General features: G+C 64.4%; 22 protein-coding genes. 14 read left to right on the top strand and 8 right to left on the bottom strand.

Annotation, left to right across the window (positions count from 1 at the left end; all coding sequences use genetic code 11):
• Positions 1 to 34 precede the first annotated feature (34 nt).
• A complete protein-coding gene (locus tag DY467_RS14490) occupies positions 35 to 655 on the bottom strand; it encodes a transglutaminase-like cysteine peptidase (protein ID WP_164636980.1) in 621 nt (206 codons plus the stop codon).
• Positions 656 to 986: 331 nt separating this feature from the next.
• Positions 987 to 1,598 carry a PilZ domain-containing protein gene (locus tag DY467_RS14485; protein ID WP_408016670.1) on the bottom strand — a complete coding sequence of 204 codons (612 nt, stop codon included), beginning with the start codon at positions 1,596 to 1,598 and terminating at the stop codon, positions 987 to 989.
• Between the two features lie 437 nt (positions 1,599 to 2,035).
• Between DY467_RS14485 and DY467_RS14480 the strand changes: the two genes are divergently transcribed.
• Complete coding sequence (locus tag DY467_RS14480; protein ID WP_164636978.1) at positions 2,036 to 2,800, top strand: Crp/Fnr family transcriptional regulator; 765 nt, start codon at positions 2,036 to 2,038, stop codon at positions 2,798 to 2,800.
• Here the strand turns inward: DY467_RS14480 and DY467_RS14475 are convergent.
• The gene (locus DY467_RS14475; protein ID WP_164636977.1) at positions 2,770 to 3,339 is read right to left on the bottom strand and encodes a PAS domain-containing protein; all 570 of its coding nucleotides are present in this window, start codon (positions 3,337 to 3,339) and stop codon (positions 2,770 to 2,772) included. The genes DY467_RS14480 and DY467_RS14475 overlap by 31 nt on opposite strands.
• Positions 3,340 to 3,842: 503 nt before the next feature.
• Between DY467_RS14475 and DY467_RS14470 the strand changes: the two genes are divergently transcribed.
• Both DY467_RS14470 and DY467_RS14465 read left to right on the top strand, forming a co-directional pair.
• Positions 3,843 to 4,613, top strand: coding sequence for a rhomboid family intramembrane serine protease (locus tag DY467_RS14470; protein WP_164636975.1), 771 nt, complete (start codon positions 3,843 to 3,845; stop codon positions 4,611 to 4,613).
• A 237-nt stretch (positions 4,614 to 4,850) separates the two neighbouring features.
• Positions 4,851 to 5,279, top strand: coding sequence for a CBS domain-containing protein (locus tag DY467_RS14465; protein WP_164636972.1), 429 nt, complete (start codon positions 4,851 to 4,853; stop codon positions 5,277 to 5,279).
• 21 nt (positions 5,280 to 5,300) lie between these two features.
• On the opposite strand, the gene DY467_RS14460 is transcribed toward DY467_RS14465, so the two are convergent.
• Entirely contained in the window at positions 5,301 to 5,936 is a 636-nt protein-coding gene (locus DY467_RS14460) for a TetR/AcrR family transcriptional regulator (RefSeq protein WP_164636969.1), read from the bottom strand.
• A 149-nt stretch (positions 5,937 to 6,085) separates the two neighbouring features.
• Here DY467_RS14460 and DY467_RS14455 point away from each other — a divergent pair, with 149 nt between their 5' ends.
• Genes DY467_RS14455 through DY467_RS14445 form a run of 3 tightly spaced genes read left to right on the top strand, consistent with a single transcriptional unit; the run spans position 6,086 to position 9,697 of the window.
• Positions 6,086 to 8,347: a TonB-dependent siderophore receptor gene (locus tag DY467_RS14455; protein WP_164636966.1), complete on the top strand. Its 2,262-nt coding sequence runs from the start codon at positions 6,086 to 6,088 to the stop codon at positions 8,345 to 8,347.
• A gap of 28 nt (positions 8,348 to 8,375) precedes the next feature.
• A complete protein-coding gene (locus DY467_RS14450) occupies positions 8,376 to 9,491 on the top strand; it encodes a PepSY-associated TM helix domain-containing protein (RefSeq protein WP_164636963.1) in 1,116 nt (371 codons plus the stop codon).
• Positions 9,488 to 9,697: a hypothetical protein gene (locus DY467_RS14445; RefSeq protein ID WP_164636960.1), complete on the top strand. Its 210-nt coding sequence runs from the start codon at positions 9,488 to 9,490 to the stop codon at positions 9,695 to 9,697. Before DY467_RS14450 ends, DY467_RS14445 begins: the two co-directional genes overlap by 4 nt.
• Before the next feature lie 19 nt (positions 9,698 to 9,716).
• Here the strand turns inward: DY467_RS14445 and DY467_RS14440 are convergent, their stop codons facing one another.
• A complete protein-coding gene (locus tag DY467_RS14440) occupies positions 9,717 to 10,748 on the bottom strand; it encodes a patatin-like phospholipase family protein (protein WP_107345203.1) in 1,032 nt (343 codons plus the stop codon).
• Between the two features lie 232 nt (positions 10,749 to 10,980).
• On the opposite strand from DY467_RS14440, the gene DY467_RS14435 reads away from it, so the two are divergent.
• From DY467_RS14435 to DY467_RS14425, 3 genes are all read left to right on the top strand, one after another.
• Entirely contained in the window at positions 10,981 to 12,039 is a 1,059-nt protein-coding gene (locus DY467_RS14435; protein ID WP_164636957.1) for an RgsD C-terminal domain-containing protein, read from the top strand.
• Positions 12,040 to 12,249: 210 nt separating this feature from the next.
• The gene (locus tag DY467_RS14430) at positions 12,250 to 14,724 is read left to right on the top strand and encodes a putative bifunctional diguanylate cyclase/phosphodiesterase (protein ID WP_164636955.1); all 2,475 of its coding nucleotides are present in this window, start codon (positions 12,250 to 12,252) and stop codon (positions 14,722 to 14,724) included.
• Between the two features lie 94 nt (positions 14,725 to 14,818).
• Positions 14,819 to 16,693: an amidohydrolase gene (locus DY467_RS14425; RefSeq protein ID WP_164636953.1), complete on the top strand. Its 1,875-nt coding sequence runs from the start codon at positions 14,819 to 14,821 to the stop codon at positions 16,691 to 16,693.
• A gap of 47 nt (positions 16,694 to 16,740) precedes the next feature.
• On the opposite strand, the gene DY467_RS14420 is transcribed toward DY467_RS14425, so the two are convergent.
• Positions 16,741 to 17,304: a nitroreductase family protein gene (locus DY467_RS14420; RefSeq protein WP_164636988.1), complete on the bottom strand. Its 564-nt coding sequence runs from the start codon at positions 17,302 to 17,304 to the stop codon at positions 16,741 to 16,743.
• Positions 17,305 to 17,584: 280 nt separating this feature from the next.
• On the opposite strand from DY467_RS14420, the gene DY467_RS14415 reads away from it, so the two are divergent.
• Positions 17,585 to 18,163 carry a hypothetical protein gene (locus DY467_RS14415; RefSeq protein WP_164636950.1) on the top strand — a complete coding sequence of 193 codons (579 nt, stop codon included), beginning with the start codon at positions 17,585 to 17,587 and terminating at the stop codon, positions 18,161 to 18,163.
• Between the two features lie 278 nt (positions 18,164 to 18,441).
• Here DY467_RS14415 and thrS read toward each other — a convergent pair whose 3' ends face one another.
• On the bottom strand, positions 18,442 to 20,505 hold the full coding sequence (gene thrS / locus DY467_RS14410) for a threonine--tRNA ligase (protein WP_164573362.1): 2,064 nt from the start codon (positions 20,503 to 20,505) through the stop codon (positions 18,442 to 18,444).
• A gap of 197 nt (positions 20,506 to 20,702) precedes the next feature.
• Here thrS and DY467_RS14405 point away from each other — a divergent pair, with 197 nt between their 5' ends.
• The 3 genes from DY467_RS14405 (at position 20,703) to DY467_RS14395 (ending at position 23,378) form a co-directional block, all read left to right on the top strand.
• On the top strand, positions 20,703 to 21,227 hold the full coding sequence (locus tag DY467_RS14405; RefSeq protein WP_164636947.1) for a KwaA family protein: 525 nt from the start codon (positions 20,703 to 20,705) through the stop codon (positions 21,225 to 21,227).
• A complete protein-coding gene (locus DY467_RS14400; protein ID WP_164636943.1) occupies positions 21,227 to 22,093 on the top strand; it encodes a Kiwa anti-phage protein KwaB-like domain-containing protein in 867 nt (288 codons plus the stop codon). Before DY467_RS14405 ends, DY467_RS14400 begins: the two co-directional genes overlap by 1 nt.
• A gap of 166 nt (positions 22,094 to 22,259) precedes the next feature.
• Complete coding sequence (locus DY467_RS14395) at positions 22,260 to 23,378, top strand: MFS transporter (protein WP_164636986.1); 1,119 nt, start codon at positions 22,260 to 22,262, stop codon at positions 23,376 to 23,378.
• Positions 23,379 to 23,739: 361 nt separating this feature from the next.
• On the opposite strand, the gene DY467_RS14390 is transcribed toward DY467_RS14395, so the two are convergent.
• Positions 23,740 to 24,390: an O-methyltransferase gene (locus DY467_RS14390; protein ID WP_164636941.1), complete on the bottom strand. Its 651-nt coding sequence runs from the start codon at positions 24,388 to 24,390 to the stop codon at positions 23,740 to 23,742.
• A 96-nt stretch (positions 24,391 to 24,486) separates the two neighbouring features.
• Here DY467_RS14390 and DY467_RS14385 point away from each other — a divergent pair, with 96 nt between their 5' ends.
• Positions 24,487 to 25,119: a TetR/AcrR family transcriptional regulator gene (locus DY467_RS14385; RefSeq protein ID WP_164636937.1), complete on the top strand. Its 633-nt coding sequence runs from the start codon at positions 24,487 to 24,489 to the stop codon at positions 25,117 to 25,119.
• Positions 25,120 to 25,123 lie beyond the last annotated feature (4 nt).

Below are 25,123 nucleotides of genomic sequence, written 5' to 3'. Positions count from 1 at the left end.
ACCGGGTCGCGTTTCTCCTATGGGCGTCTGAGGCTCAGCGCTGCTTCGCGCTGGCGGTTGCGATTGCCGGGCGGCCGTCGCCGAGTGCGACCCAGGCATTCGGATCGCTCTGCGACTGCCGCTTGACGAAGCGGTAGCCGGTCTCGGTCCAGGCGACGACTTCCTCGTTCTGGTTATCGAGGATGAACTCGCCCTTGTCGGTCTTCACCGTCAGCACCGCGTGGCCTTCATTCTTCTTGTCGCGGACCACGGTGATCAGCAGCGCTTCGCGCGGCCAGCCGGCGTCGATCAGCATCTTGCGCTTCAGCAGCACGTAGTCTTCGCAATCGCCGTAACCATCGTTGGGCAGCGACCACTTTTCGATCACACCCCAGTGGTCCATGTCGGTCAGCGGCTTGATGGTGTCGTTGACCCAGCGATTGACCTTCAGTAGATCCTGCCAAGCAGTCTGCGTCAGCACGATGTCCCGTGCCTGGCTGCGGCTGCCGCGGCACTCCACCGGATTGTCCGAGCAGAACTCGATCCAACCGATCGGTGCACGCGTCTCGTCGCCGACGCTGGCGTAGCGAACTCTGTCTTCGGCTTGCGCCGTCGCGGTCAGTGCGACGACGGCGGCAATCGCCGCAAGCCCCCGAAATCCCCTGTTGCCCGACATTGTGGCCCCCGTTTCTTGTTGGGACCATCATTTGCACAAACGCTTTGCAGGGCCGCTAAGTCGTCGAAGTAAAGTCGAGACGAATGCAAGTAAAACTGTCGGTGCATTCGATCTATACTTGAATCGAATTTGCGTAAAATCCGAGATATCGGCAATTGATTCAAATTTGAGCTATTAACGCGTGCATCGCTGCGGCACACGCAGTTTCGCGTCGTTGCGCAGCGCGCATTAACCGGCCGGAGCGTCCGGCTCCAAGCGATGTTGAGGCGAAAAAGGGTGGCAAGCGCCGGGAAAGTGAGGCGCTACGCGGCTGTGGATCGCTGCGTTCTGTTCACCGCGCGGTAACGCTGTCTTCGAGCGTTTCTTCGAGTTGCTCGTGCACGAACTCCAGCGCGAAGCCATCGTCGAGGTGACGAACGACGCGGGAGGCAACGCGGCCGAGCAGCACCTGCGAGTTCAGCGGGGGGCGCTGCTCTGCGGCAATCGCGGCGCCGGAGCGCGACATGTCGATGATGCGGCAACTCATCCGGCTGCCGTCGTCGAGCGTCAGCACGGCGATCGGGTTGCGTGGCACGATACGGTCGTGGCGGCGATCTTCCGGCAGATTGAGAATGTCGCGATTGGCGAGCCAGGTAAGCTGGGCCGCGAGCTTGTCGCGCTTACGCGGCGTTGCGGCCAAAGTCATCGCAAAGCCATTGTCGATGATACGGGTGATCTTGCCTTCGACGCGACCGACATGGTCGAGATAGGCGATCACGCGGTCACCGACGTTGCCGATCCCCGGCGCCAACAGGGCCAGCCCGCCGGGCGACATGTTGATCACCTGGCACGGAAATTCACGGCGGTCGGGCAGCATGTAGCGTCCGAGCAGGTGAACTTTCACCCGCTGGAAACGACGACGCTCGAGCGTCGCCGGCTGGCTTTTGGGGTTCTGCAACAACAAAACTGGATTTCCGCTGGCCGGCGCGCTGCCGTAGCCTTCAGCCTAAGGCCGGCACGGTTAACGGCTCGTTAGCAGATCGCCGTCCTTGGTTGTGCCGACTGTTCACGCCGCAGATTGGGTTGTGGGCGCAACGGTTGCGATGACATGCGATCGGCAGATCGCTTTGCAGGGTCTTGCAAGTAACAACTCGCCTCCATCTGAAAGGCCATGTGGCGAGGCCAATGGGTGCTTCAGGCCGCGCCCGATCGCGCTGAAATCCGCGTTGTTCGATCCTGTTTCGTCGTTGGCCCGGTGTTTGCCGCGTAGTCGTACGAAGTGGACTTTGCACGGAGGGCGAAGGATTAAAGTTCTCGGGGAGCCGCAATTGCAGCGGCTTATTTAAAGGGGCCGGGGCGTAGCCAGCTGCGCTATGCCGCGCCAATTTGCGGGGCGGAGCCATGGCCTGCAGTCAATCAGCCAACGACCTGCTTGCGGCTTTGCCGGCGGCGGATTTTGAACTGCTGCGTCCCCATCTTCGCACGATCGACCTGAAATTCGGTCAGGTTCTGGTCGAGGCGGGGGCGCCGCTCGAACAGGCGATTTTCCCTCACGGCGGCATCATCTCCAGCGTGATCGGCCTCGGCAAGGACGAGGCAATCGAGCTCGCAGCGATCGGCCGGGACGGTGCGGTCGGGGCTGAGGCGGCGCACGAGACGGTAGCTACTGCCGGCGCCGTGGTTCGCTATCCGACGACCGCCTCCGCGATCGAGGTGATGCACTTCCGCTACGCCGTCGACCACAGTTCGTCGCTGCGCAGTCTGCTGCTCCGCTATCAATGGATCCGCGCCGTGAGGGCCGAACGGGTGGCGGCATGTAACGCCGCTCACTCTGCCGAAGCGCGCCTGTGCCGCCGCCTGCTGCAATCGCGCGATATGGCTGGTAGCGACTGCATGCAGCTCGGTCAGGATCTGATGGCGCAGATGCTCGGCGTCAAGCGCAACACGATTTCGCTGATCGCTCACGCCCTGCAGCAGCAGGGATTGATCCGCTACAGCCGTGGGCGGCTTGCGATCACCGATGTCGACGGCCTGACGCTGCGTGCTTGCGCCTGCTACAAGACCGACCGCGGTGGCTTCGCTGCAACGGCGGTCGAGCGCCAGCCGAACCTGACTATCCCGCGGCTCTCGCCGGATTATTCCGAGTCGCCGCGACTGCCCTCGTAGACCGTCAGTCCTCGGATCACCTGAAACTTCCGCAGCTTGCGTGGTGGGAAGCGGCGTGGCTGCTGGCCGACCGTTCGCCATGAGGTCAGCCGGAGGTTCGTCAGCGGCCCGATCATTCGGGTGGCGAGGGGGGTTAGGAGGCCGGTGGCGCTTAGGGGCGTGTGGGGGCGTTGGGCGAATGGGAGGAGCAGCAGCTCCAGCGTGACCGGCGTTGCGTTCGGCGCGGTGGCGAGGATACCGGCGACCACCGCGACGGTATCCCCTGATACGATGTCCAGCACCTGCTCAATCGAGCGACGCTGTTCCAGCATGAACTGGTTGGTCAGCTTCTCGCCCTTGAGGTCATGGCCGAGCAGGGCGTTCAGCCGGGTACCGGCGAACCGGAACGGGTATCCAGGCGCATCGCACGACACCACGAACATGTCGCCGAGCAGGCTGCGCAACGCATCCGGCTCGATCGCGCTGCGATCGGGGGCAGCGGCGCCGTCGCGTTGCTTGTCCCAATAGGCGAAGAACGCCTGGCTCGACGGATGCTTCATGGACGACCTTGGTTCGCGGTCGTCGCGCGCAGGCGGCATTGGGACAGGACTGTCCCGAAAACGCCCGGCGCGACGCTCCCAGAGTGTTGTGCAGGACCCCTGGTGCAGCGTCCATGCCGCGCAGCTCGAATGGCCGCGCCATACCCGGCTTTGCGTCGTTAAGGTTAAATTAACTATGGCGTTGCGCGCGCGGGAACCACCGCTACGCTGTCGGCATTCCAACGTTGGCGACTCCAGACCGCCCGCGTTGGTCGAGTTACAGGGTGGCTGAAAAACAGGCCGGCCGACGGATTGGACACGCGGGCTCGTCCGATTCGAACGCTGCTGGCACGGACCGGGGGAGGGCTTTCTCAGGGCCCTCCCTTTCCGTTCGGGCGGGCGGTCCTTTGCCCCCGGCACCGGCCGAACGGGCGCTGCCGCGGCTCCCCGAATTCCACTTTGCCGGAAAATGCTCTAAGGGTGCGGATCGCTCGCCCGAGCCGCTCGCAGCAGGTCGCAAGCCGTTGGATTCTCCGCTCGTATCGTCGTCGTTGCCGCCGGAGCCGCCGCAGCCGCAGCGCGAGCCGATTCTGACGCTGCCCGGGGCGGTGACCGCCTACGTTGCGCTATTGGCTGTGATCCATCTGCGCACACTGCTGTCACCGGAGTTCGAATACTGGACCATCGAGATGTTCGGCTTCATCCCGATGCGCTACGAGCAGACGCTGCTCGACTCGCCGTTCCCCGGCGGCACCGGGGCGAAGATCTGGACCTTCGTCACTTATTCGCTGCTGCACGCCAATCTCAGCCACATCGTGTTCAACGTGCTGTGGTTGCTGCCGTTTGGTAGCGCGCTGGCGCGGCGGTTCGGCAGCCTGCGGTTCTTCGTTTTCATGGCGGTGACGGCGGCGGCCGGCGCGTTCGCGCATCTGCTCACCCATTCCCATGACGTCGCCCCGATGATCGGCGCGTCGGCCTCGGTGTCCGGCGCGATGGCGGCGGCGATCCGTTTCGCCTTCGTCCGCGGCAGCTTCCTGTCGCTGCGCCGCGGCGATGCCGATGCGGCGGCGAAGGTACCGGCGCAGCCGCTGCTGAGGGCGCTGCGCGATCCGCGGGTGCTGGCGTTCCTCGGGATCTGGTTCGGCATCAACATCATCTTCGGGATCGGCTCGATCGCGATCGGCAACGAGGGCGCCAGTGTCGCCTGGCAGGCGCATATCGGTGGCTTCTTCGCCGGGCTGCTGCTGTTCTCGTTGTTCGATCCGGTGCCGCGCGTCCCTGAGGCGCGCGCCTGACGCGCCGCAGCAGTTGTTCGCAGTTGCGAACTGTTAGCATCTACCGCTGAATCGCCGCATTGTTGCGGTGTCATCGCACCTGGTGCTGATTTGCGCAGGGCTGGGAATGGGAGTCGGCGCCGCGCTGTGCCCGCCGATTCTGTCGAGCGTCCATTCCACGCATCGCCGTGACTGATCCGCTGCAAGTGTCACAACAACAGCCGCCGGGCTCGGCAGGCGGCGTTATGGGAGGCGACCATGACCGTGCGTGCGATTCTGGAATCCAAGGGCCGTTACATCCACACCGTCGAAGCCGCGGCGCGGCTCGCGTCCGCGGTGAAGACACTTGCCGAACGCCGGATCGGCGCGGTGCTGGTGATGCACGGCACGCGGCTCGAAGGCATCCTGTCGGAACGCGACGTTGTTCGTGTGCTCGCCGACCGCGGACCGGCTGCGCTGGATGAGCCGATCGGCGCGGTGATGACGCGCGACGTGTTCACCTGCCGTCAGGACGACACCGTCGGTGAGATCATGGAGCGGATGACCGCGGGCAAATTTCGGCATCTGCCGGTGATGGAGCATGACCGCGTGGTCGGCCTGATCTCGATCGGCGACATCGTCAAATCGCGGCTGTCCGAATACGAGCACGAGCAGCAGGCGCTGCACGACTACATCAAGTCGGCCTGAGGTTGGCGGCCGAACCGACGATCAGGCGCCGGCGCCGCCCAGAAACAGCGCCCAGGCCTTGTCGAAATAGGCGTTCTGGGCGCGGGTCGACGCGTAGGTCGTCCCGCCCAGCATCGCCTCGATCATCGGTCCCATTGCGATGCTGTTGAGAAGCTGGCCCGCGAGAAAACGTGCGTCGCCACGGGTGAGGGCGCCGGCCTTCTGCGCCTCGCTGATCAGCGACAGCAGCCGGTCCATGATCGGATCGTCGGCACGGTTGGCAACGGCCTGACCGACCACGATCGCTTCGCTGAAGGCGATGCGCTTGAATGCGATCAGTGTGGGATCGACGTTGGTGGCGAGCAGCCAGCGCGCCGCCGCGCGAAGTTGCGTCAGCGCATCCCCGGTCTGGCTCGCCATCGTGGTCTGGAAGTGCGCGAGCGTCTGCGCCCGCGCGTGCTCGACGACGCCTTCGAACAACGCCAGCTTCGATGGGAACCGTCGATACACCGTGTCCTTGCCGACGCCGCATGCCGCTACGACCTGCTCGACCGAGGTCGCAGCGAAGCCCTGCTGCGCGAACAGGCGCGACGCCGTTTCGATGATGTGAAGCGACTTCGCCTCGACATCGCTTTTGCGCGGACGTCCGCCTTTGGAAGCGGTGGTCAGGGTCGGCATGCAGGTCCTTGATCGTCGCTTTGGCGACGCAGCTGTTTCGAGCAATTCCAATCCCAGATTTGCAATCGCTTGGCAATCTGTCTGGACAGGACGGTCCCGTCCCGTTTATTTCCCGCCCGCCTCGAGACGAGGTATCTGGGGGAAATCGGATGGGAAGCGAGAACAAGATTGTCGTCGGCGTCGCGATTGCGTTGTCGCTGAGTGGCGGCTCCGAAGCGCTGGCGCAGAGCGCGAGCGAAGCATCAGTGGCGCTGCCGCCGGTCACCGTGCAGTCCGCCGAGCGGCGAGCAGTGCGCCGTGCGCAGCCGGCCCCCGCAGCTCAACGCGCCGTGCCGGCGCGGACCCCGGCCCGCGAACAGGCGACGCCGGCCGCGCGTCCGGTCACACCCAGCAACACCTCGGATCGGTACGTCGCCCGTACGTCCGCAACGGCGACCAAGACCGATACCCCCGTGCTGGAAACGCCGCAGTCGATCTCGACTGTCACGCGGCGCCAGATGGACGATCAGAACGTTCAGACCGTTGCCAATGCGCTGCGCTACAGCGCCGGCGTGCTGTCGGATGCCGACACCAATTCGCGCTTTGACAGCGTCTTCATCCGCGGCTTCGGCGCGTTCGGCACCGCGACCAACTACGTCAGCTTCCTCGACGGCTTGAAGCTGCCGCGCGGCCAGGCCTTCGCCAACACCGCGATCGATCCGTTCCTGCTCGACCGCGTCGAAGTGCTGAAGGGACCCTCGGCGGTGCTGTATGGGCAGACCAGCCCGGGTGGCCTGGTCAACCAGATCAGCCGGATGCCGAGCGCAGTGCCTTACAATGAAGTCCGCGTCGAGGGTGGCAGCTATGGCCGCTTCCAGTCCGGCGTCACCAGCCAGGGCGCGCTCGATAAGGACGGCCATTGGCTCTACAGCCTGAGTGCGATCGGCCGCACCTCCGGCACGCGCTACGACAATGTCGACGAGCAGCGCTTCGCCGTCGCGCCGGCTTTGACCTGGGCGCCCGATGCGGACACGCGCTTCACCGTTCAGAGTTACTACCAGAAAGACCCGAAGGGCGGCTATTTCAACTCGCTGTATCCGACATCGCTGGCGCCGCTGCAGTACCGGCCGTACCTGAACTCCAAGCTCAATGTCGGAGATCCCGGCTTCGACTCGTTCGAGCGTGAGCAGTACGGCATCGGCTATCAGTTCGACAAACGGCTCAACGAGGTCGTCAGCGTCAAATCGAGCCTGCGCTATTCCCACGTCGACGTCGACTTCAAGTCGCTGCAGATGAACGCGCCGCTCACCGCCACCGGCACGATCCCGCGCTGGGCATTGCGCTCGATCGAAGATGTCGGCGGGCTGTCGACCGACAATCGCGTTCAGTTCGATTTCGGCACCGGCGCGCTGCAGCACAAGGTCATCACCGGCGTCGATTATCAGAACACGCTCAGCAACTGGACCTACCAGCTCGGTGCAGCGACCGCCATCAATGTCGTTAGTCCGGTGTATAATCAGCTGGTCGGCTCGCTCGCCTCGCTGATCGACAACGGCCAGAAGCTGTCGCAGACTGGCCTCTATGCGCAGGATCAGATCAGCCTGGGCGGATGGCGCGCGACGCTCGGCGTCCGCCACGATTGGGCCGAGCAGAGCACCGACAGCCGGCTCGCCGGATCGCGCTCCAATCAGTCGGACGACAAGACCACCTATCGGGCCGGCCTGCTGTATCTGTTCGACAGCGGCGTTGCGCCCTATGTCAGCTATTCGACGTCGTTCGAGCCCGTCACCGGCGTCGGTGTCGACGGCCAGCCGTTCATCCCGACCACGGCCGAGCAGTACGAGGGCGGCATCAAGTATCAGCCGACCTTCCTGCCGATGCTGTTCACCGCGTCGGTGTTCGACATCCGTCAGCAGAATGTGCTGAGCCCGTCATCGGTGCCGGGCTTCAACGTGCAGCAGGGCGAGGTCCGGTCCAAGGGCGTCGAATTGGAAGCCCGCGGCAACGTTACCGGCGGCCTCGAGCTGATCGGCGCGTTGACGTTCCTCGACACAAGGGTGGCGCGATCATCGAATGCCCTGATCGTCGGCAACCGGCCGCAGGCCGTTCCGGACTTCTTTGGCTCGATGTGGGCGAATTACACGTTCCAGTCCGGTCCGGTCACCGGTCTGACATTCGGTGGCGGCATCCGCCATGTCGGCGCCAGCTACGGCGACGATGCCAACACGCTGCGCGCGCCGGCCTACACGGTGGTCGATGCGGCCCTGAAATACGATCTCGCGAATGTGGCGCCGAGCCTGAAGGGCACGACGCTGACGCTCAACGTCAACAACCTGTTCGACAAGGAATACTATTCGAGCTGTTCGTCGGGGTTCTACTGTCAGTTCGGCAACCGCCGCACCGTGCTGGCCGGGATCAGGTACCGGTGGTGATGATCGACCTGAAAAGGGCACGCCGCCGATGACGCGGCGTGCCGTTCGACTGTGGGTGTGGGTGCATCGCTGGAGCAGCCTTGTCTGCACGGTGTTCGCACTGCTGCTTTGCCTCACCGGGCTGCCGCTGATCTTCAAGGAGGAGCTTGGTCCCGACCTGCAGCTCGCAGCGACGACTGCGCCGCCGGGCAGTGCATCGGTGGACTCGATGGTCGCGCGCGCCCTCGCGGCGCGGCCGGGCGAGGTGGTGCCATATCTGTTCTACGATCGGGAGCATCCGATTCTGAAGGTGCCGACGGCAGCCTCGATGACTGCCGATCCGGCTTCATTTCACTATCAGGTGTTCGACACCCGCACCGGGCAGCAGATCGAGATCCCGCAGCCGAACGAGGGATTCCTGTATGTGATGACGCGGCTGCATCTCGACCTATTCGGCGGCGTGCCGGGCACGCTGTTTCTTGGATTCATGGGGCTGCTGCTGGTCGTTGCGATCGTATCCGGCGTGGTGCTGTACGGTCCGTTCACGCGGCGCCTTGCGTTCGGCGTGGTGCGGACCGACGGCAGCCGCTGGCGTACCTGGCTCGACCTGCACAACCTGCTCGGCATCGTGACGCTGGCTTGGTTCGGTGTGGTCAGCTTCACCGGCGTCATCAACACGCTGGCAGCGCCGATCGAACTCGCTTGGCAGGCCAATCAGCTCGTCGAAATGGCGGCGCAGGCGAAGCCTGCCGAGATCGAGGGACAACGTGCGTCGACCGATGCCGTGCTGCGCGATGTCCGTGCCGCGGTGCCGGGGATGAACGTGATGACGGTGGCGTTTCCGGGGACGCCGTTCGCCACCCCGTCGCACGTCGCGATCTTTCTCACCGGCAATACGCCGATTACCAGCCGCATCCTCAAGCCGGCGCTCGCCGACGCGTCGACCGGGCAGGTGGTCTCGGTGCGCGACATGCCGTGGTACGCGACCGCGCTGTTCATGTCGCAGCCGCTGCATTTCGGTGACTATGGCGGGCTGCCGCTGAAAATCATCTGGGCGCTGCTCGACATCGCGACCATCGTCGTTCTGATCAGCGGCCTCTATCTGTGGTGGACGAAGCGCCCGCACCGCCGCGGTGCTGTGGAAGCCGAAGGCCTTGCATCATGAGCGCGCTGCGACGGCAATGGCTGTGGCCGATCGTGTTGGCGCTCTCGACCCTGTTCGGATTGTTGGCGGCGCTGATCGGTGAGGGCGGGATTTGGCGCGGCCTATGTTGGGTCGCGCTGGCCCTGCCGCTGGGCGCGATCGTGCTGCATCTGGCGCGCGTTCGTCGCGGGCCGCCCTCGGCGGAGACGTCCCGCGATCTCGACTGATGGTCGGACCCGCGCTTGCTCAGGTTTCGACCGGCACCGTCGCCTTGGGCTGCGGTGCGACCTCTTCGATCGCCTCGCGGATCGAATCGATGGCACGCTCGGCGGCGCGGGCGCCGTGGGCGATGATCTCGTCGGCGCGGTGGAAGTCGAACCAGCCGATCCGGCCCACCCGCGGCGAAATCAGCAGGTCGGGGGGATCGCCGGCGAGCCGCGCCCGGGTGATGCGGTCCTGCATGATGTTGAAGGCGTCGGTCATCACCTTGGAGATGCCGGGGCGCTCCGGGCTGCCGAACAGCTCCTGTTTGACGAAGCGCTCAGGGGAGAAGAATCGCGTGAAGCCGCGTCTCTGTGCCGGAGGTTCCTCGGTTTCGGGTTCCACAACCGCGGCGGCGGCGCTGCCGTGGGAGAAGATCGTGGTGCCATGGCCAAACACGTCGCTGGAGACGTTGGCGGCGATCACGATTTCGGCTCCGAGCGCCCGCGCGGCCGACACCGGCACCGGATTGACCAGCGCGCCGTCGACCAGCCAGCGATCGCCGATCAGCACCGGCGAGAAGATGCCGGGCAGGGCGTAGGAGGCGCGGACGGCGTCGACGATGCGTCCATGGGTCAGCCAGATCTCGTGACCGGTTGCCACCTCGGTGGCGACGCTGGCGAACTTCTGGGTGAGATCCTGGATCAGGATCGGCCCAAGCGTGGCGTCGAGCTGCGCGGCGAGCTTGCTGCCGCCGATCAGGCCGGAGCCATTGAGCCGAATATCCAGATAGCCGAAGATGTTGCGGGGCTGCAGTCGTCGCGCCCACTCTTCGAGGGTGTCGAGATGACCGGACACATAGGCGCCGCCCACCACCGCACCGATCGAGGTGCCGACCACGACATCGGGCGTGATGCCGTGCGACAGCAGCGTGCGCAGGATGCCGATATGGGCAAAGCCACGCGCCGCGCCGCCGCCCAGCGCCAGCCCGATGATCGGCCGGCGAATGGTGTCGAGGCCGACCTTGTCCGCTGCCGGCGGGTTTGCGTGCCCGCGTCCGATCAGATTCTCCAGCACGGTGGTCTCCTCAACTCGTCAGCCACAGCAGATGTGCCGGCCCGGTCTCGACTCGCGTTTTCGGATCGTGCCACATCGCTTCAAATGCATGATTAATGCCTTGGGCGGCCGGGACTAGGGGAAAATCGTGACGCAATCACGAACAACACGCCCATACCGTTGGGTTTTCGGCCGTTTTCGCCCGGTGTGGCACCGGCTTGAATTTGCCGCGTTTTCAGTGAAAACCATCGCGATGATTTTCAGGGGTAACATCGTCGGGAGCCGGCCGCGGGGGGCGGCTCGGTGGGCGCTGGTTGCGGTATGTGCGCTTGCGCTCACCCAGCCCGCTGCTGCGCAATTGTTCAGCGATCGGCCGCCGCCGGTGCCGCCGGCTTCGGTGCCGGAGCCGCCGGCCGGCGGAGCGATCAGTCTGGCGCCGCAGTCCGGTCCCGCAGCTGCCCCGAATCTGCCCGGCGCACTGACCCAGCCGCCCGTTGCCGCGGTGACGCCGCCGACGATGTCGCCATTGCCGCCGGCCGCTGCGCCGGCTCCGCCGCAGGGGATGCTGGCACTGGCCGCGCGCTACGGCAAAGACCAGCCGGTGATCAATAGCGGCCTGGTGTGGCGGGTGTACTCCGACAAGCCGGACGAAGGCGGCGCGATCAAACTGATCCGTGAGGACCACGGCGCGACGCCGAACATTCCGCTGCCGCCCGGCAACTACGTGGTGCATGTGGCGCTGGGTCTGGTCAGCGCAGTGCGGCCGGTGACCGTGAAGTCCGACGCCGAGCGCGAGAATTTCGTGTTGCCCGCCGGCGGCCTGCGGATCGAAGGCAAGGTCGGCAGTTCGCGTATTCCCTCCAACCAGATCTCGTTCACGATCTACAAGGGCAGTCAGTTCGACAACGCGCAGCGCGCGCCGCTGCTGCCGAGCGTTGCGGCCGGTGACGTCGCGCTGGTGCCGGAAGGCACCTATTACATCGTCTCAAATTACGGCGACGCCAACTCGGTGGTGCGCTCCGACATCCGCGTCCAGGCCGGAAAGCTTACCGATGTCACCATCACGCATCGCGCTGCGGTGATCACCTTGAAGCTGGTCAGCGAGAAGGGCGGCGAAGCGCTCGCCAATACCTCCTGGTCGGTCCTGACCCCGGGCGGCGACGTCATCAAGGAGTCGATCGGCGCCTTCCCCCGCGTTGTGCTGTCCGAAGGCGAGTACCGCGCCATCGCCAAGAACGAAGGCAAAGTGTTCGAGCGCGGCTTTAACGTCGTCAACGGCGTCGACGGCGAAGTCGAAGTTCTGGCGCGCTGATATCCCGCGCCGGATGCACGCGTAAAGTGATGGAGTTCGTCATTCGCGGCGGCCGTGTGCGGACTGTCACAATGGTGAACGCGAAATAACCATCGGGCGACTTAAAACCTTCATATTCAAGCCTTTGCGCCCTGTCGGCGGCTGCGTTTACATCGTCTTAATCGGGAATAGTTCGACTGCACCGCAGTTCTCATCCGCGGGGCGCTTCTCGTGTCGGCTGCCGTCACACAAGTTTCCGAAAATTCGACCAGTCAGCTTGCTGCCGACTTAACCGTCCTGCAGCGCAAGTGGTACGCGGCGATTCAGCCGGGACAGTCGCTGCCGAGCTACGAAGAGGTGATGTTGGGGAGCCTGGGGCGGCTTGCCGATCATCTGGTGCTGCTGGAGATCGACGGCGAAACGCCGGAGGTGTCGCGCACCGGCCGGTATGCGCAGCAATGGCTCGGCGACGAGCGCTGGGACATTCCGCTCGACGCGCTGTCGCCGGACTGCGGCACCGCGCTGGCGCAGGCTGCCTCGGGCGCACTGCAGAACAAGCGTCCGCATCTCGGCACCGCGCATTGCGTCCGCGACGGGATTGTCCAGCGTTACACGCTGCTGGCGCTGCCGACCGCCTCGCGCTGGGGCGGTACGCTGGTCGGCGTCTACGTCAATGAAGAGGCGCAGCGCTACAATCTGCTCGACGCGATCTTCTCCTCGACCGACGACGGCATTGTCGCGCTGACTGCGATCCGCGGCCCCGATCGCCGGCCGTTTGATTTCCAGATTGTCCACGTCAACCACGGCGCCTCGCAGCTGCTGCGGCACTCGGTGTCCGAGCTGCGCTGGAGCCGGCTGTCGGTCGGGCATCATTTGCTGTGCCGCGCCGAGGTCGCCAATCGCCTGATCGAGTTGGTCGACTCCGACGCCAGCATCACCTTCGCCGTCGACAGCGGCGACCGCAATCTCAGCCTCAGCGCCACCGCGTTCGGCGACGTCGTTTCCGTCACCATCTCCGACGTTACCTCGCTGAAGAAGCGCGAGGAGTCGTTCCGACTGCTGTTCGACGGCAATCCAATGCCGATGTGGGTGTTCGACGCCCAGACCTTCGAATTCCTCAGCGTCAACGACGCCGCGGTGGCGCATTACGGCTATCCGCGCGAGCGGTTCGTGCGGATGTCGCTGCGCGAGATCTGGCCGCGCGAAGAGTGGATCGCGCACGGCCAGACGCTGCTGGAGATGCGCGACAGCTATCAGTCCGAAGGCAATTGGCGTCACGTCAAAGCCGACGGCTCCGAGATCCACGTGCTGACCTTCGGCCGCCGGGTGGTGTTCGACGGCCGCGACGGCTTCCTGGTCGCGGTGGTCGACATCACCGAGCGCCGCAAGGCCGAGGCCAAGATCGCCCACATGGCGCACCACGACGGGCTGACCAATCTGCCGAACCGCGCGCTGTATCAGCAGCGGCTGGAGCAGGCGCTGGCGCAGGCCCGCGGCAGCGGCACCATGGTGGCGGTGATGTGCGTCGACCTCGACTTGTTCAAGAACGTCAACGACTCGTTCGGCCACCCGATGGGCGACCGGCTGCTGCAATGCGTCGCCGAACGGCTGCGGCAGCAGATCGGCGACGGCGATCTGGTGGCGCGGCTCGGCGGCGACGAATTCGCAATCGTGCTGACCTCGCTGGCGACTCCGAACGAGGCCAGCAGCTTCGCGGCGCGGCTGATCGAGATCCTGAGCGCGCCCTACGACATGGACGGGCTCGAAGTGGTGATCGGCGCCTCGATCGGCATCGCACTGGCGCCGTCCGACGGTGACGAATGCGAGGCGCTGTCGCGCAACGCCGACATGGCGCTGTACCGCGCCAAGGCTGCGGGTGGCGGCTGCCACCATTTCTTCGAGAAGGAGATGGACCGCCAGGCGCAGATCCGCCGCGACATGGAGCTCGACCTGCGGCAGGCGTTCGCGCGCGGCGAATTCGAGCTGCACTATCAGCCGCTGATCGATCTTGCCGAAGACCGCATCGGCGGCTTCGAAACGCTGCTACGCTGGCGCCATCCCGAGCGCGGGATGATCTCGCCGTCCGATTTCATTCCGGTTGCCGAAGACATCGGCCTGATCGTCGGCCTCGGCGAATGGGTGTTGCGGCAGGCGTGCCTCGAGGCTTCGTCCTGGCCGTCCGACGTCAAGGTCGCGGTCAATCTGTCGCCGGTGCAATTCCGCAGCCGCAACCTGGTGCAGGTGGTGATCTCGGCGCTGGCGCAGTCGAGCCTGGTGCCGCACCGGCTCGAACTCGAAATCACCGAGTCACTGTTTCTTGCCGACAGCGAAGCCAATCTCGCCACGCTGCATCAGCTCCGCAGCCTTGGGGTGCGGATCTCGATGGACGACTTCGGCACCGGTTACTCCTCGCTGAGCTATCTGCGCAGCTTCCCGTTCGACAAGATCAAGATCGACCGCTCGTTCGTGAAGGATTTGACGCAGCGACCGGACTGCCTCGCGATCGTGCGGGCGATCGCCGGGCTCGGCCGCAGTCTCGACATCACCACGCTGGCCGAAGGCGTCGAGAGCGTCGAGCAGCTCGATGTGCTCCGCGCCGAAGGTTGCCACGAGGTGCAGGGATTCCTGTTCAGCCCGGCGCGACCGGCCTCGGAGATTTGCGGGCTGTTGATGCGGTTCGGGCGCCAGGCCTCACAGGCCGCGTGACCAGGCGCGACCAAGGTCCGGGGCGCTGAGTTCCCGACTCGCGTGTTAGGCTGTTTGCAGGACAACTAACTGCCTCGGTCCTGGAGCACGCGCGATGTGCATTGCCTGCAATCCCGGTTTTCAATTCGCCGTCCGCTCGCTGTCGCTGCCGTCGCGACGCAAGGTCCTGAAGGGCGCTGTCGCGCTCAGCGCGGGCGTGCCGTTCGTGGCCGAGGGGGTGGTATCGAGGTCGGCAAAAGCCGACGGTGGTATCAATGCGCGGCTGGCGAGCGGGCTCGGTGGTGATCAGACGGCCGGCGCAGCGCAGCCGGTGACGATCTTCACCGCCAAGAAGTTCATCACGATGGAGCGCGGCGCGCCGGAAGCGACTGCGGTTGCCGTCGCCGGCAAGCGGATCGTCGCGGCCGGCTCGCTCGATCAGGTCAAGGCGGCGCTGGGTAGTCGGCCGTTCACCGTGGACGAGACCTTTGCGGGCAAGATCGTGATGCCGGGGCTGATCGATCAGCATCTGCATCCGGTGCTCGGCGCGCTGACGCTGGCGGTCGACGTGATCGCGCCGGAGGATTGGGTGCTTCCCGGCGGCACCCACAAAGCGGCCGGCAGCGCCGAGGCTTACCAGGCGCGGCTGAAGGCGGCCGACGCCAAGCTCGATAAGCCGGACGCGTGGCTGCTGACCTGGGGCTATCACGCGCTGTGGCACGGCAAGCTCGACCGCGCCGCGCTCGACGCGATCAATCCGACCCGGCCGATCGCGGTGTGGCATCGCTCCTGCCACGAATTCTATCTGAACACGCCGGCGCTGGCGGCGCTCGGCATCACCGAGGCGATGACGCAGAACCAGGGCAGGGCGAGCACCCAGGCCAACTGGCGCGACGGCCATTTCTGGGAAGACGGCCTGAATCTGATGATCACGCCGATGCTCAAGGTGCTGGCGACGCCGGAGCGGTTGGCCTTCGGGCTGAAGCAGATGGTGAGCTATCTGCATGCCAACGGCGTCACCGCCTATATGGAGCCGGGCGCGCTGTACACGCCGGACATGTGGAAGCTGTACGAGCAAATCCTCGGGGCGCCCGAGACGCCGATGTATTCGACCTTCATCGCCGACGGCCGCGGCATCGTCGACCGGGTCGGGCTCGACGGTGCGCTCGATGCGGTGGAGGAGCAGATCGCGGTGGCGCCGGAGGCACCGGGCCGCAAGCTGATGTTCTTCCCCGGCCAGATCAAGCTGTTCGCCGACGGCGCCATCATCTCGCAGCTGATGCAGATGAAGGACGGCTATCTCGACGGCCACCAGGGCGAATGGATCATTCCGCCGGACGAGCTGGAGCGCCGCGCCCGGCTGTTCTGGAATGCCGGCTATCAGATCCACACCCACGTCAACGGCGATCTGGGGCTTGAGAAGCTGCTCGACATTCTGGAGAGGCTCAACGCCGAGCATCCGCGTGCCGATCATCGCAGCGTGATCGTGCATTTCGCCAACTCGACCGAGGACCAGATCGCGCGGATCAAGCGGCTCGGTGCGCTCGTCAGCGCCAATCCGTACTACACGACCGGCTTTGCCGATAAATACAGCGCGGTTGGGTTGGGGCCGGAGCGGGCGGACGCGATGGTGCGGGCCAAGTCGGTGCTCGATCAGGGCGTGCCGCTGTCCTACCACTCTGACCTGCCGATGGCGCCGAGCGCGCCGCTGTATTTGGCGTGGTGCGGCGTTAACCGGCTGACGCCGTCCGGACGTGTCGCCGGTCCCGAGCAACGCGTGTCGGTCGATGCAGCGCTACGCGCGGTCACGATCGAGGCGGCGTATTCCTGGCGCCACGAGGACCGGCTCGGCAGCATCGCGCCGGGCAAGATCGCCAATTTCACCGTGCTCGAGCAGGACCCCTACGCCGTGCCGCCGGAGCAGCTCAAGGACGTGCCGATCTGGGGCACGGTGTTCGAAGGCCGGGTATTTCCAGTCGGCCGCGCTTAGCGCGCAGGCGGCTGCGGCGCGCTCAGCGGACCGCAGCCGGGGCATGCTTAGAACCGCGTCACGATCGCGTTCAGCTCCGGTCGCGGCCGGTCTTCGATCTCCTTCGGCCGGGTGCCGATATGGATGAAGCCGGCGAGCTTCTCGTCGCCGCGCAGGCCGAGGCCGCTCAGCACTTCGGGATCGAACGCGATCCAGCCGGTCAGCCAGTTGGCGCCGTAGCCGAGCGCGGTCGCGGCCGAGACGATGTTCATGCAGCTCGCGCCGGCCGACAATTCCTGCTCCCACACCGGCACCTTGGGGTGCGGCTTCGGTGACGACACCACCGCGATCACCAGCGGCGCTTCGGACAGCCGCGCCTTCTCGGCGGCGATCTGCTCGGCGGTCGCTTCGGGATGCTTGCGGGCGAACACCGCGCCGATCACCTCGCCGGCGCGGGCGCGCGCGTCGCCTTCGAACACGATGAACCGCCACGGCGCGATTTTGCCGTGGTCCGGCACCCGCGCGCCGATCGTCAGGATGGTTTCCAACTCGTCCGGCGTCGGGCCGGGCCCGGTCATCTCGCGCGGCTTCACCGAGCGGCGGGTCTTGAAGAATTCGATAGGGTCGGAAATGGCTGTTCTCCATCAGGTCCTGCGCCGCCCGCAGACGTGATCCGCAAGGCGCGCGCGTCGGCCGGCAATCTACCGCATGTCGGCGCGAGGTTCGATCAGAACCGTACCAAATGCATCAGCCGCGGAATCGACCTTCGGCATAGGAAAAGCTTGCCGGCATCGGCAATTATCGCCGTCTTTCCGGCCCGCGCGTTTCACGATCGCATTGATCGGCAAGGCTTCTTTGTGGCGCGAAGTTTGCAATCCCACCACTCGGACGGATTTGGAGTGGGGGCACATCATGAATATCACCGACCGCCAAGGCCTCGGGCTGACGCCGTATATGCACGTGACCAAGGCGGATTCGGAGAAGTCCACCGACAAGAACGGCCTCGCTTTCGAAGGCGACGTGTACAGCTTCGCGGACTTGATGAAAGCGCATCCCGAAGCGGTGCGCAAAGTGACGTCCCCCGAAGTCGACGAGATCGCGCGGGTCTGGCTGCAGCAGCAGGATGTCGCACCGACCGGCGCCTCCGACAACGAACCCAATGACGTCTATGCCACCGTCAAGGTCGGCAACGAGGTAGTGGCGACGCTCTACAACAGCGGCCTCGTGAAAATGAGTAATTCCACCGCGGCATCCGTGGATGGCATCGACGAGCCGTCGCTGACCGGGCCGGCGCTGGCGCAGTGGCGGGCGGAGACCTACGCCAAGCTGCTCGGCGGCAAGGTCGAGATCGCCGACACCGCCAAGTCGCAAAGCGAATGGACGCCGCGCGCCGGCAGCGAACGCCAGTACAGCCGCGCCGAACTCGACGCCGCGATCGCCGCCATGCAGAAGGGCACCACCCAATCCCCCGGCGTCGACCGCAGCGCGTAAGCGCGCGTACGCAAATCTTCGCAAGGTCAGCGACCGCGTAGTTGGGCGCGGGTTAGCATACTTGCTGGCCATGACCGGGTTGTCCTGACCATCTATGTCATTGTCGCACGGTCCACTAAAACGAGAATGCCCGGGACCAGCCCGGGCATCACGTGGAAGGATCGGTGTCGAGGTTTTTGAGCTGAACTCTGCAACAGAGTAGAGCTTAGCTTCTTCCATCAGCCCGCCGGCGAGTATCTGGCTTTTTAGGCACGACACTCGCCGTTGGCTGACGGTGGTTATGCCGCTCCCCGCATCCGCTTCACGTCCGGCGGGGTCGCCTCGTCCACCAGCGCGGCGATGGCTTCGTCGGTGGGCATCACCTTCTGGCCTTCGCTGCCGAGGCGGCGGACGGAAACCGAGTGGCTCTCGGCTTCCTTCTTGCCGACCACCAACAGGGCAGGGACCTTGGCGAGCGAATGCTCGCGCACCTTGAAGTTGATCTTCTCGTTGCGCAGATCGATGTCGGCACGCAGGCCGGCCTTGCGCAGCGCTGCCAGCACCTTCTTGGCGTAGTCGTCGCCTTCAGACGTAATCGTGGTGACGACGACCTGCACCGGCGCCAGCCACAGCGGGAAGTTGCCGGCGTAGTGCTCGATCAGGATGCCGGTGAAGCGCTCCATCGAGCCGCAGATCGCGCGATGCACCATCACCGGCGCCTTCTTGGCGCCGTCGGCGTCGATATAGAACGCGCCGAACCGCTCCGGCAGGTTGAAGTCGACCTGCGTGGTGCCGCACTGCCAGTCGCGGCCGATCGCGTCGCGCAGCACATATTCGAACTTCGGTCCGTAGAACGCGCCTTCGCCTGGGTTGATCTCGGTCTTGATGCGATTGCCGCCCTTGGCCTTGATCTCGGACAGCACCGTGGCCATCACGCGCTCGGCGTGATCCCACATCTCGTCGGTGCCGACGCGCTTCTCCGGCCGGGTCGACAGCTTCACCGTCAATTCGCCTTCGAAGCCGAAGTCGGAGTAGGTCGACAGGATCAGGTCGTTGATCTTGATGCATTCCTCGGCGAGCTGCGCCTCGGTGCAGAACACGTGGGCGTCGTCCTGGGTGAAGCCGCGCACCCGCATCAGGCCGTGCATGGCGCCCGACGGCTCGTAGCGATGCACCACGCCGAACTCGGCGAGCCGCAGCGGCAGATCGCGGTAGCTCTTCAAACCATGCTTGAAGATCTGCACATGGCCGGGGCAGTTCATCGGCTTCAGCGCAAACCAGCGCTTGTCCTCGGCGTCGTCGCCGGCCGACTGCGCCGCGAACATGTTCTCGCGGTACCACTCCCAGTGGCCCGAGGTCTCCCACAGCACCTTGTCGAGGATCTGCGGCGCGTTGACCTCGTCATAGTCGCCGGCGAGGCGGCGGCGCATATAGCCGACCAGCGACTGGAACAGGCTCCAGCCCTTGGCGTGCCAGAACACCACGCCCGGACCTTCTTCCTGGAAGTGGAACAGGTCGAGTTCACGGCCGAGCTTGCGGTGGTCGCGCTTCTCGGCTTCCTCGATCTGATGCAGGTAGGCGTCGAGGTCTTCCTGCTTGGCCCAGGCGGTGCCGTAGATGCGGGTCAGCATCGGGTTGTTGCTGTCGCCGCGCCAATACGCGCCGGCCACCTTCATCAGCTTGAAGGCGGTGCCGATCTTGCCGGTCGAGGTCATGTGCGGGCCGCGGCACAGATCGAACCACTCGCCCTGCTTGTAGATCTTGATCGTCTGGTCTTCCGGAATGGCGTCGACCAGCTCGACCTTGAACGCCTCGCCGTTGTCGGCGAACACCTTCTTGGCTTCGTCGCGGGTCCAGACTTCCTTGGTGAACGGTTTGTCGCGCGCGATGATCTCGCGCATCTTCTTCTCGATCGCAGCGAAGTCTTCCGGGGTGAACGGCTCGTTGCGGAAGAAGTCGTAGTAGAAGCCGTTCTCGATGGTCGGGCCGATGGTCACCTGGGTGCCCGGCCACAGGCTCTGCACCGCTTCGGCGAGCACGTGGGCGCAGTCGTGCCGGATCAACTCCAGCGCGCGCGCATCGTCACGGGCGACGAAGTCGATCTGGGCATTGTCTTCGATCGGATCGGCGAGATCGGTCAGCGTGCCGTTCAGCGCCATCACGACGGTGCGCTTGGCGAGCGAGGGCGAAATGCCCTTGGCGATGTCGAGCCCGGTGGTGCCGCGGGGATATTCGCGGGTCTTGCCGTCGGGGAAGGTGATGGTGATCTGGTCCATGGGGGCTACCGGCTTGAGGTTGGAGAGCGTGTATTGGAAGCCGGAGGTGGACGCGGAAGGCTTGTCGCCCGAAGTCTTTTCGGTCATCGGAAGGCTCCTCTGGCTCACTCCTGCGTACGAGCGCAGGTAAGCGGAAAGGGGCTGTATAGCAGCCGATTTTGGCGATGCAATATGCGTCCAATGCAAAGAGGATTTCTTATCCGCGGTCATTGAACAGGATATTTGTGTTCTCTATTTGTTCTGATATATTGAGCTGTCGCCTCTAATGTCTTTGCGAGTTCGAAATGCTGAGTACGATTGCGCGCCTCATTCTCACTGCAACAGCGATCGCTCCAGTGAGTTTTACGTACGCTTGGGTTGCTTACATGCAGGGCGAGAGACTTATTGCATTGATGGCTCTCGCCGTTGGTGCGGTGGCGGTGCTTGCTTGTCTATTCGTGCTTGGCTACTCGAGGAAGCAGCTTGAGGCATTGCCTTTCGAAGCAAAAGAAATTGAGCCCGCTGATGCCGAAAATATCGGTTTCATGTTGTTGTATCTTTTGCCGCTGTTCACCAACAAGATCGACACTTTGAGTTGGGATCTGTGGGTCCCCGTTATTGCGATATTCGGGGTAGTGGTGGCGACTGGCTATGGGTACCACTTCAATCCGTTGTTGGGGATTTTGCAGTGGCACTTCTATAAAATCACATCGCGAGATGGGGTGACGTACGTACTTATCACCAAAAAACACATTCGAACTGCAGCCAACCGTCTAACTGTCGGGCAGCTTACTGAGTACATTCTTCTTGATATCGGAGACGAGTCTTAATGGCCAATTTATTCGCGATTTGCCGTGTCGGCGATCAACTTGTGACAAAGCACATTATTCTCAGTCGGCCAGTTCAGCAAAAAGTCGTTGCTGTGTTCGAAGAGCAGTCCAGGGTTTTCCTGGATGGAATCGAAGAGGAGGTTGCATTCGGAAGTGACTGGAAGCCAGACGACGATCAAATACTGGTTATGGATGCTCCAGTTCAGGCGAATGCCGTCATCGATGCTATTGCGAATCCAATGGGTCTCGCAGCGCTTAGTGCTGGCGCTTTTACCGAGGAGAAGGTCGTTGCCTTAGCAGTGCCCGTTGAGGCGGCCGGAGGTGTTAGAGTTCTCTTTCAGCTCTTTACGCTTCAGCAGGTGTTATCGCGCAAGGCGCTCACGCTTATGCTTAGCGGAGACACGTTCAACGAATTGACGAATACTGCCTTCACTCTGGCTGGAAATCTGGTCGCGATAATTGAAGGCGGTAAGCTGAAGTTCAAGAGTTTCGCCGTTGTTCGTCGGATATTTCCACTTAACGAGTATTATGAGGCTGCTACGGACCAGCAGATTGAGGAATTTTGCTCGCATGAAAGTCTTGCGGTTGCTGATGTAGAGCTCTTTAAGCGGCTTGCTGACCAAACGGTTCGCAAGCTTGTTCATGCTCTTTCAAAGACAAATGTTCTAAGCCAATACCAAGTCGATGACATCGTAGCAAAAGCCGGTTCAATCGGGCTTCAGCTTGAAGTTGTCGACGGAAAGATCAGAGTTCCAGGTGATAAGAAGGCTACCAAGCAGCTGCTCCGCTTCCTGGACGACAGTATCTATGAGGCTCCATTGTCGGCCCTGCGATATGAATCGAATTCTAAGCGACGTCTCGGTTAGATTTTACGTTTGAGGAGGATTTTTGCTCCTCTATCTGTTTCAGGATCCGTCCTGGGTGAAGCCTTACTCTTTGCGCAGAATTCTCTTTGCGCAGAATTTTAATGCACTTGCATGAAAATCCTGCTAGCGTTCGGGAGTGTCCCGCTCGTTCGCCCCCACCGCCCTAATGCTCGGCAATTTCGTCACCGGAACCTCGGTTCTGGCGCCCGCCGGCATGTTGCCGGATCTGGCGGCCGGGCTCGGGGTGACGATCCGCGACGCCGGCCTGCTGATCACCTTCGGGGCGATCGTGCTGTGCATCGGCTCGCCGCTCACCGCCTGGTTGACCAGCCGGATTGATCGCCGGCTGCTGCTGACGACGACGCTGGCGGTGATGGCGCTCGGCAATCTCGCCTCCGCCTTTGCGCCGAACTATGCCGTGCTGCTGGTGCTGCGGCTGGCGATGCTGTCGGTCGGCGCGCTGTACACGCCGCAGGCCGCTGGCGCGGTGGCGCTGATCGTGCCGCCGGAAAGCCGCGGCGGCACCATGGCCTATGTGTTTCTCGGCTGGTCGCTGGCGGTGGCGCTCGGCGTCCCGCTGGTCACCTTCGCGGCCGATCATGCCGGCTGGCGCGGCGCCTATCTCACCGTCGGCGGCATCGGCCTGATCAGTTTCATCCTGCTCTGGCTGCGGCTGCCGGGCGGCCTGACTGCGGCGCCGGTGAGCCTGCGCACCTGGGCCGCGGTGGGGCGCAACCGCCGCATCCTGACGCTGCTCGGGGTGTCGTCACTGCAGACCTCCGGACAGTTCGTGGTGTTCACCTTTTTCGGGCCGCTGCTCACCGGCCTGACCGGCGCCGGGCCGCGCGAGATCGCGCTGGTGTTTGCGATCTACGGCGTCTGCGGCTTCGTCGGCAACGTCATCGCCAGTCGCATCGTGGACGGCTGGGGCGCATACCGCACTTCGGCGCTGTTCACCTCGCTGATGCTGGCCGGCATCCTCGGCTGGACCTTCGGGGCCGGGCATTTCGGCGTGATGGCCGCTGCGGTGGCGGTGTGGGGGCTCGGCTTTGCGGCCTCGAACTCGATGCAGCAGGTGCGCCTCGTGACGGCCGATCCGACGCTCGCCGGCGCGACGGTGTCGCTGAATACGTCGGTGCTATATGTCGGCCAGGCGATCGGCTCGGCGATCGGCGGCACGCTGTTCGCGGCCGGGCTGCTGCATGTCAACGGCTACGTCTCCACCGCGGTGCTGGGTCTGGCGCTGTGCATGGTGGTGGCCGCGACCCGCGACCGCAGCGCTTGAGCGCGCCGCAGCCGCATCGCGCTGCGCTGCGACGTCTCACATAGTTGATCACGCCCAGCAGCAGCCGCGTGCCGATCAGCAGCGGCGCGTGGGTCGGCGAGGCGTGCGGCGGGATCAGCACCGCGATGGCGGTGAAGGCGAGGCAGGTGTGCAGCGCCAGACGGCGGCGCAGCGACAGGGCGGGGGCAGGCGAGGCATCGATCGAACGGACGGCCATGGGAGTCTCCAGGCTGATCCGCGATCGGCGGCGTCATCAGAGCACGCCGACCGCGATGGATCGGGACGTGCGTTGATTGACGTTGAACGCTTACGGCCGGCGCTGCCGGCGGCAGACCGCGGGGCGCAGGCCCCGTCTGTAGTATCAGCCGAGCCGCATCGACAGCTCGACCTCGTCGGCGAACGGCACCGACAGATAGCCGTTCGCCGGATCGCGCACCCTGGCGAGATAGTCCGGGCAGTGATCGGCGTTGTCGGCGACGATCAGCGCGCCGGGCGAAAGCCGGCTTTCGAGCAGGTCGAGAATATCCGCATACAGCGCTTTGGCACCGTCGAGCAGCACGAGATCGATGCGGTCGGGCAGATCCTTGCTGAGAGTTTGCAGCGCATCGCCTTCGCGGAATTCGACCAGATCGGCGAGATCGCCGGCTTCGAGATTGGCCTCGGCGCGGACCAGCTTGGCGTGCTCGAACTCGGTGGTGATCAGCCGGCCGCCGCCATTGTCGCGCAGCGCTGCGGCCAGATGCAGCGTCGAAATGCCGAACGAGGTGCCGAACTCGACGATGCTCCGGGCTCGGCAGCCTCGCGCCAGCATGTAGAGCAGCACGCCGGTCTCAGGCGACACCGCGAGGGCGTAGTCTTTCAACCGGCCGTATAGCGTCGCGTAGTCGGTCTTGCTACGCATCAGCCGCATCGTGTCGGGTGCGAGCTGATCGAGCTGCGGCTGTGTGGCTTCGGCTTCGTCGAACAGCCGCGTCAGCAGCGGGGCCAGCGGTGAGGTGGTGAGGGTGGTCATGGCGAACTCCAAAAGGGAGTGATCAGCGCGATGTTGCGCGTCCTCAGAAATACGAATAAATATTCGCATTCGCTAATCGCATTCCCCGAGGCGCCGATGACCGAACTCCGAAGTGGCTCAATTTCCTCGCGAAAACAGCCGCAGCAGGCGCGCTCGACCGAGCTGGTCGCGGCCATTCTGGAGGCGGCTGTTCAGGTTTTGGCGAAAGAGGGCGCGCAGCGCTTCACCACCGCGCGGGTCGCCGACAAAGCCGGCGTCAGTGTCGGCTCGCTGTATCAGTACTTCCCCAACAAGGCTGCGATCCTGTTCCGGCTGCAGAGCGACGAGTGGCGGCAGACCTCGGAGATGCTGCGCGACATCCTCGAGGATCGGCGCGATCCGCCGCCGCAGCGGCTGCGGCGGCTGGTGCATGCCTTCATCCAATCGGAATGCGACGAAGCCGAAGTGCGCGGCGCGCTCGATGATGCTGCGCCTTTGTATCGCGACGCGCCTGAAGCCCGTGCGGCCCGCAAGGCAATGGACGGCACCATGGCGGCGTTTCTGCAGGAGGCGGCGCCGAACAGCTCCGAGGCCGCGCGCCTGCGGGCGGCGGAGCTGATCAGCCGCACGATCGCCGCGCTCGGCAAGGACTTCTCCAGCCGCCCGCGCACGGCGGCCGAGATCACCGCGTATGCGGACGCGGTCGGCGACATGCTATGCGCTTATCTGAAGACGCTGCGACGAGGTTGAGAGA

It is taken from the genome of Rhodopseudomonas sp. BR0G17 (assembly GCF_010907025.1).
GTDB classification, from domain to species: Bacteria; Pseudomonadota; Alphaproteobacteria; order Rhizobiales; family Xanthobacteraceae; genus Rhodopseudomonas; species Rhodopseudomonas palustris_H.
This window is presented reverse-complemented; position numbering and strand designations above follow the sequence as displayed.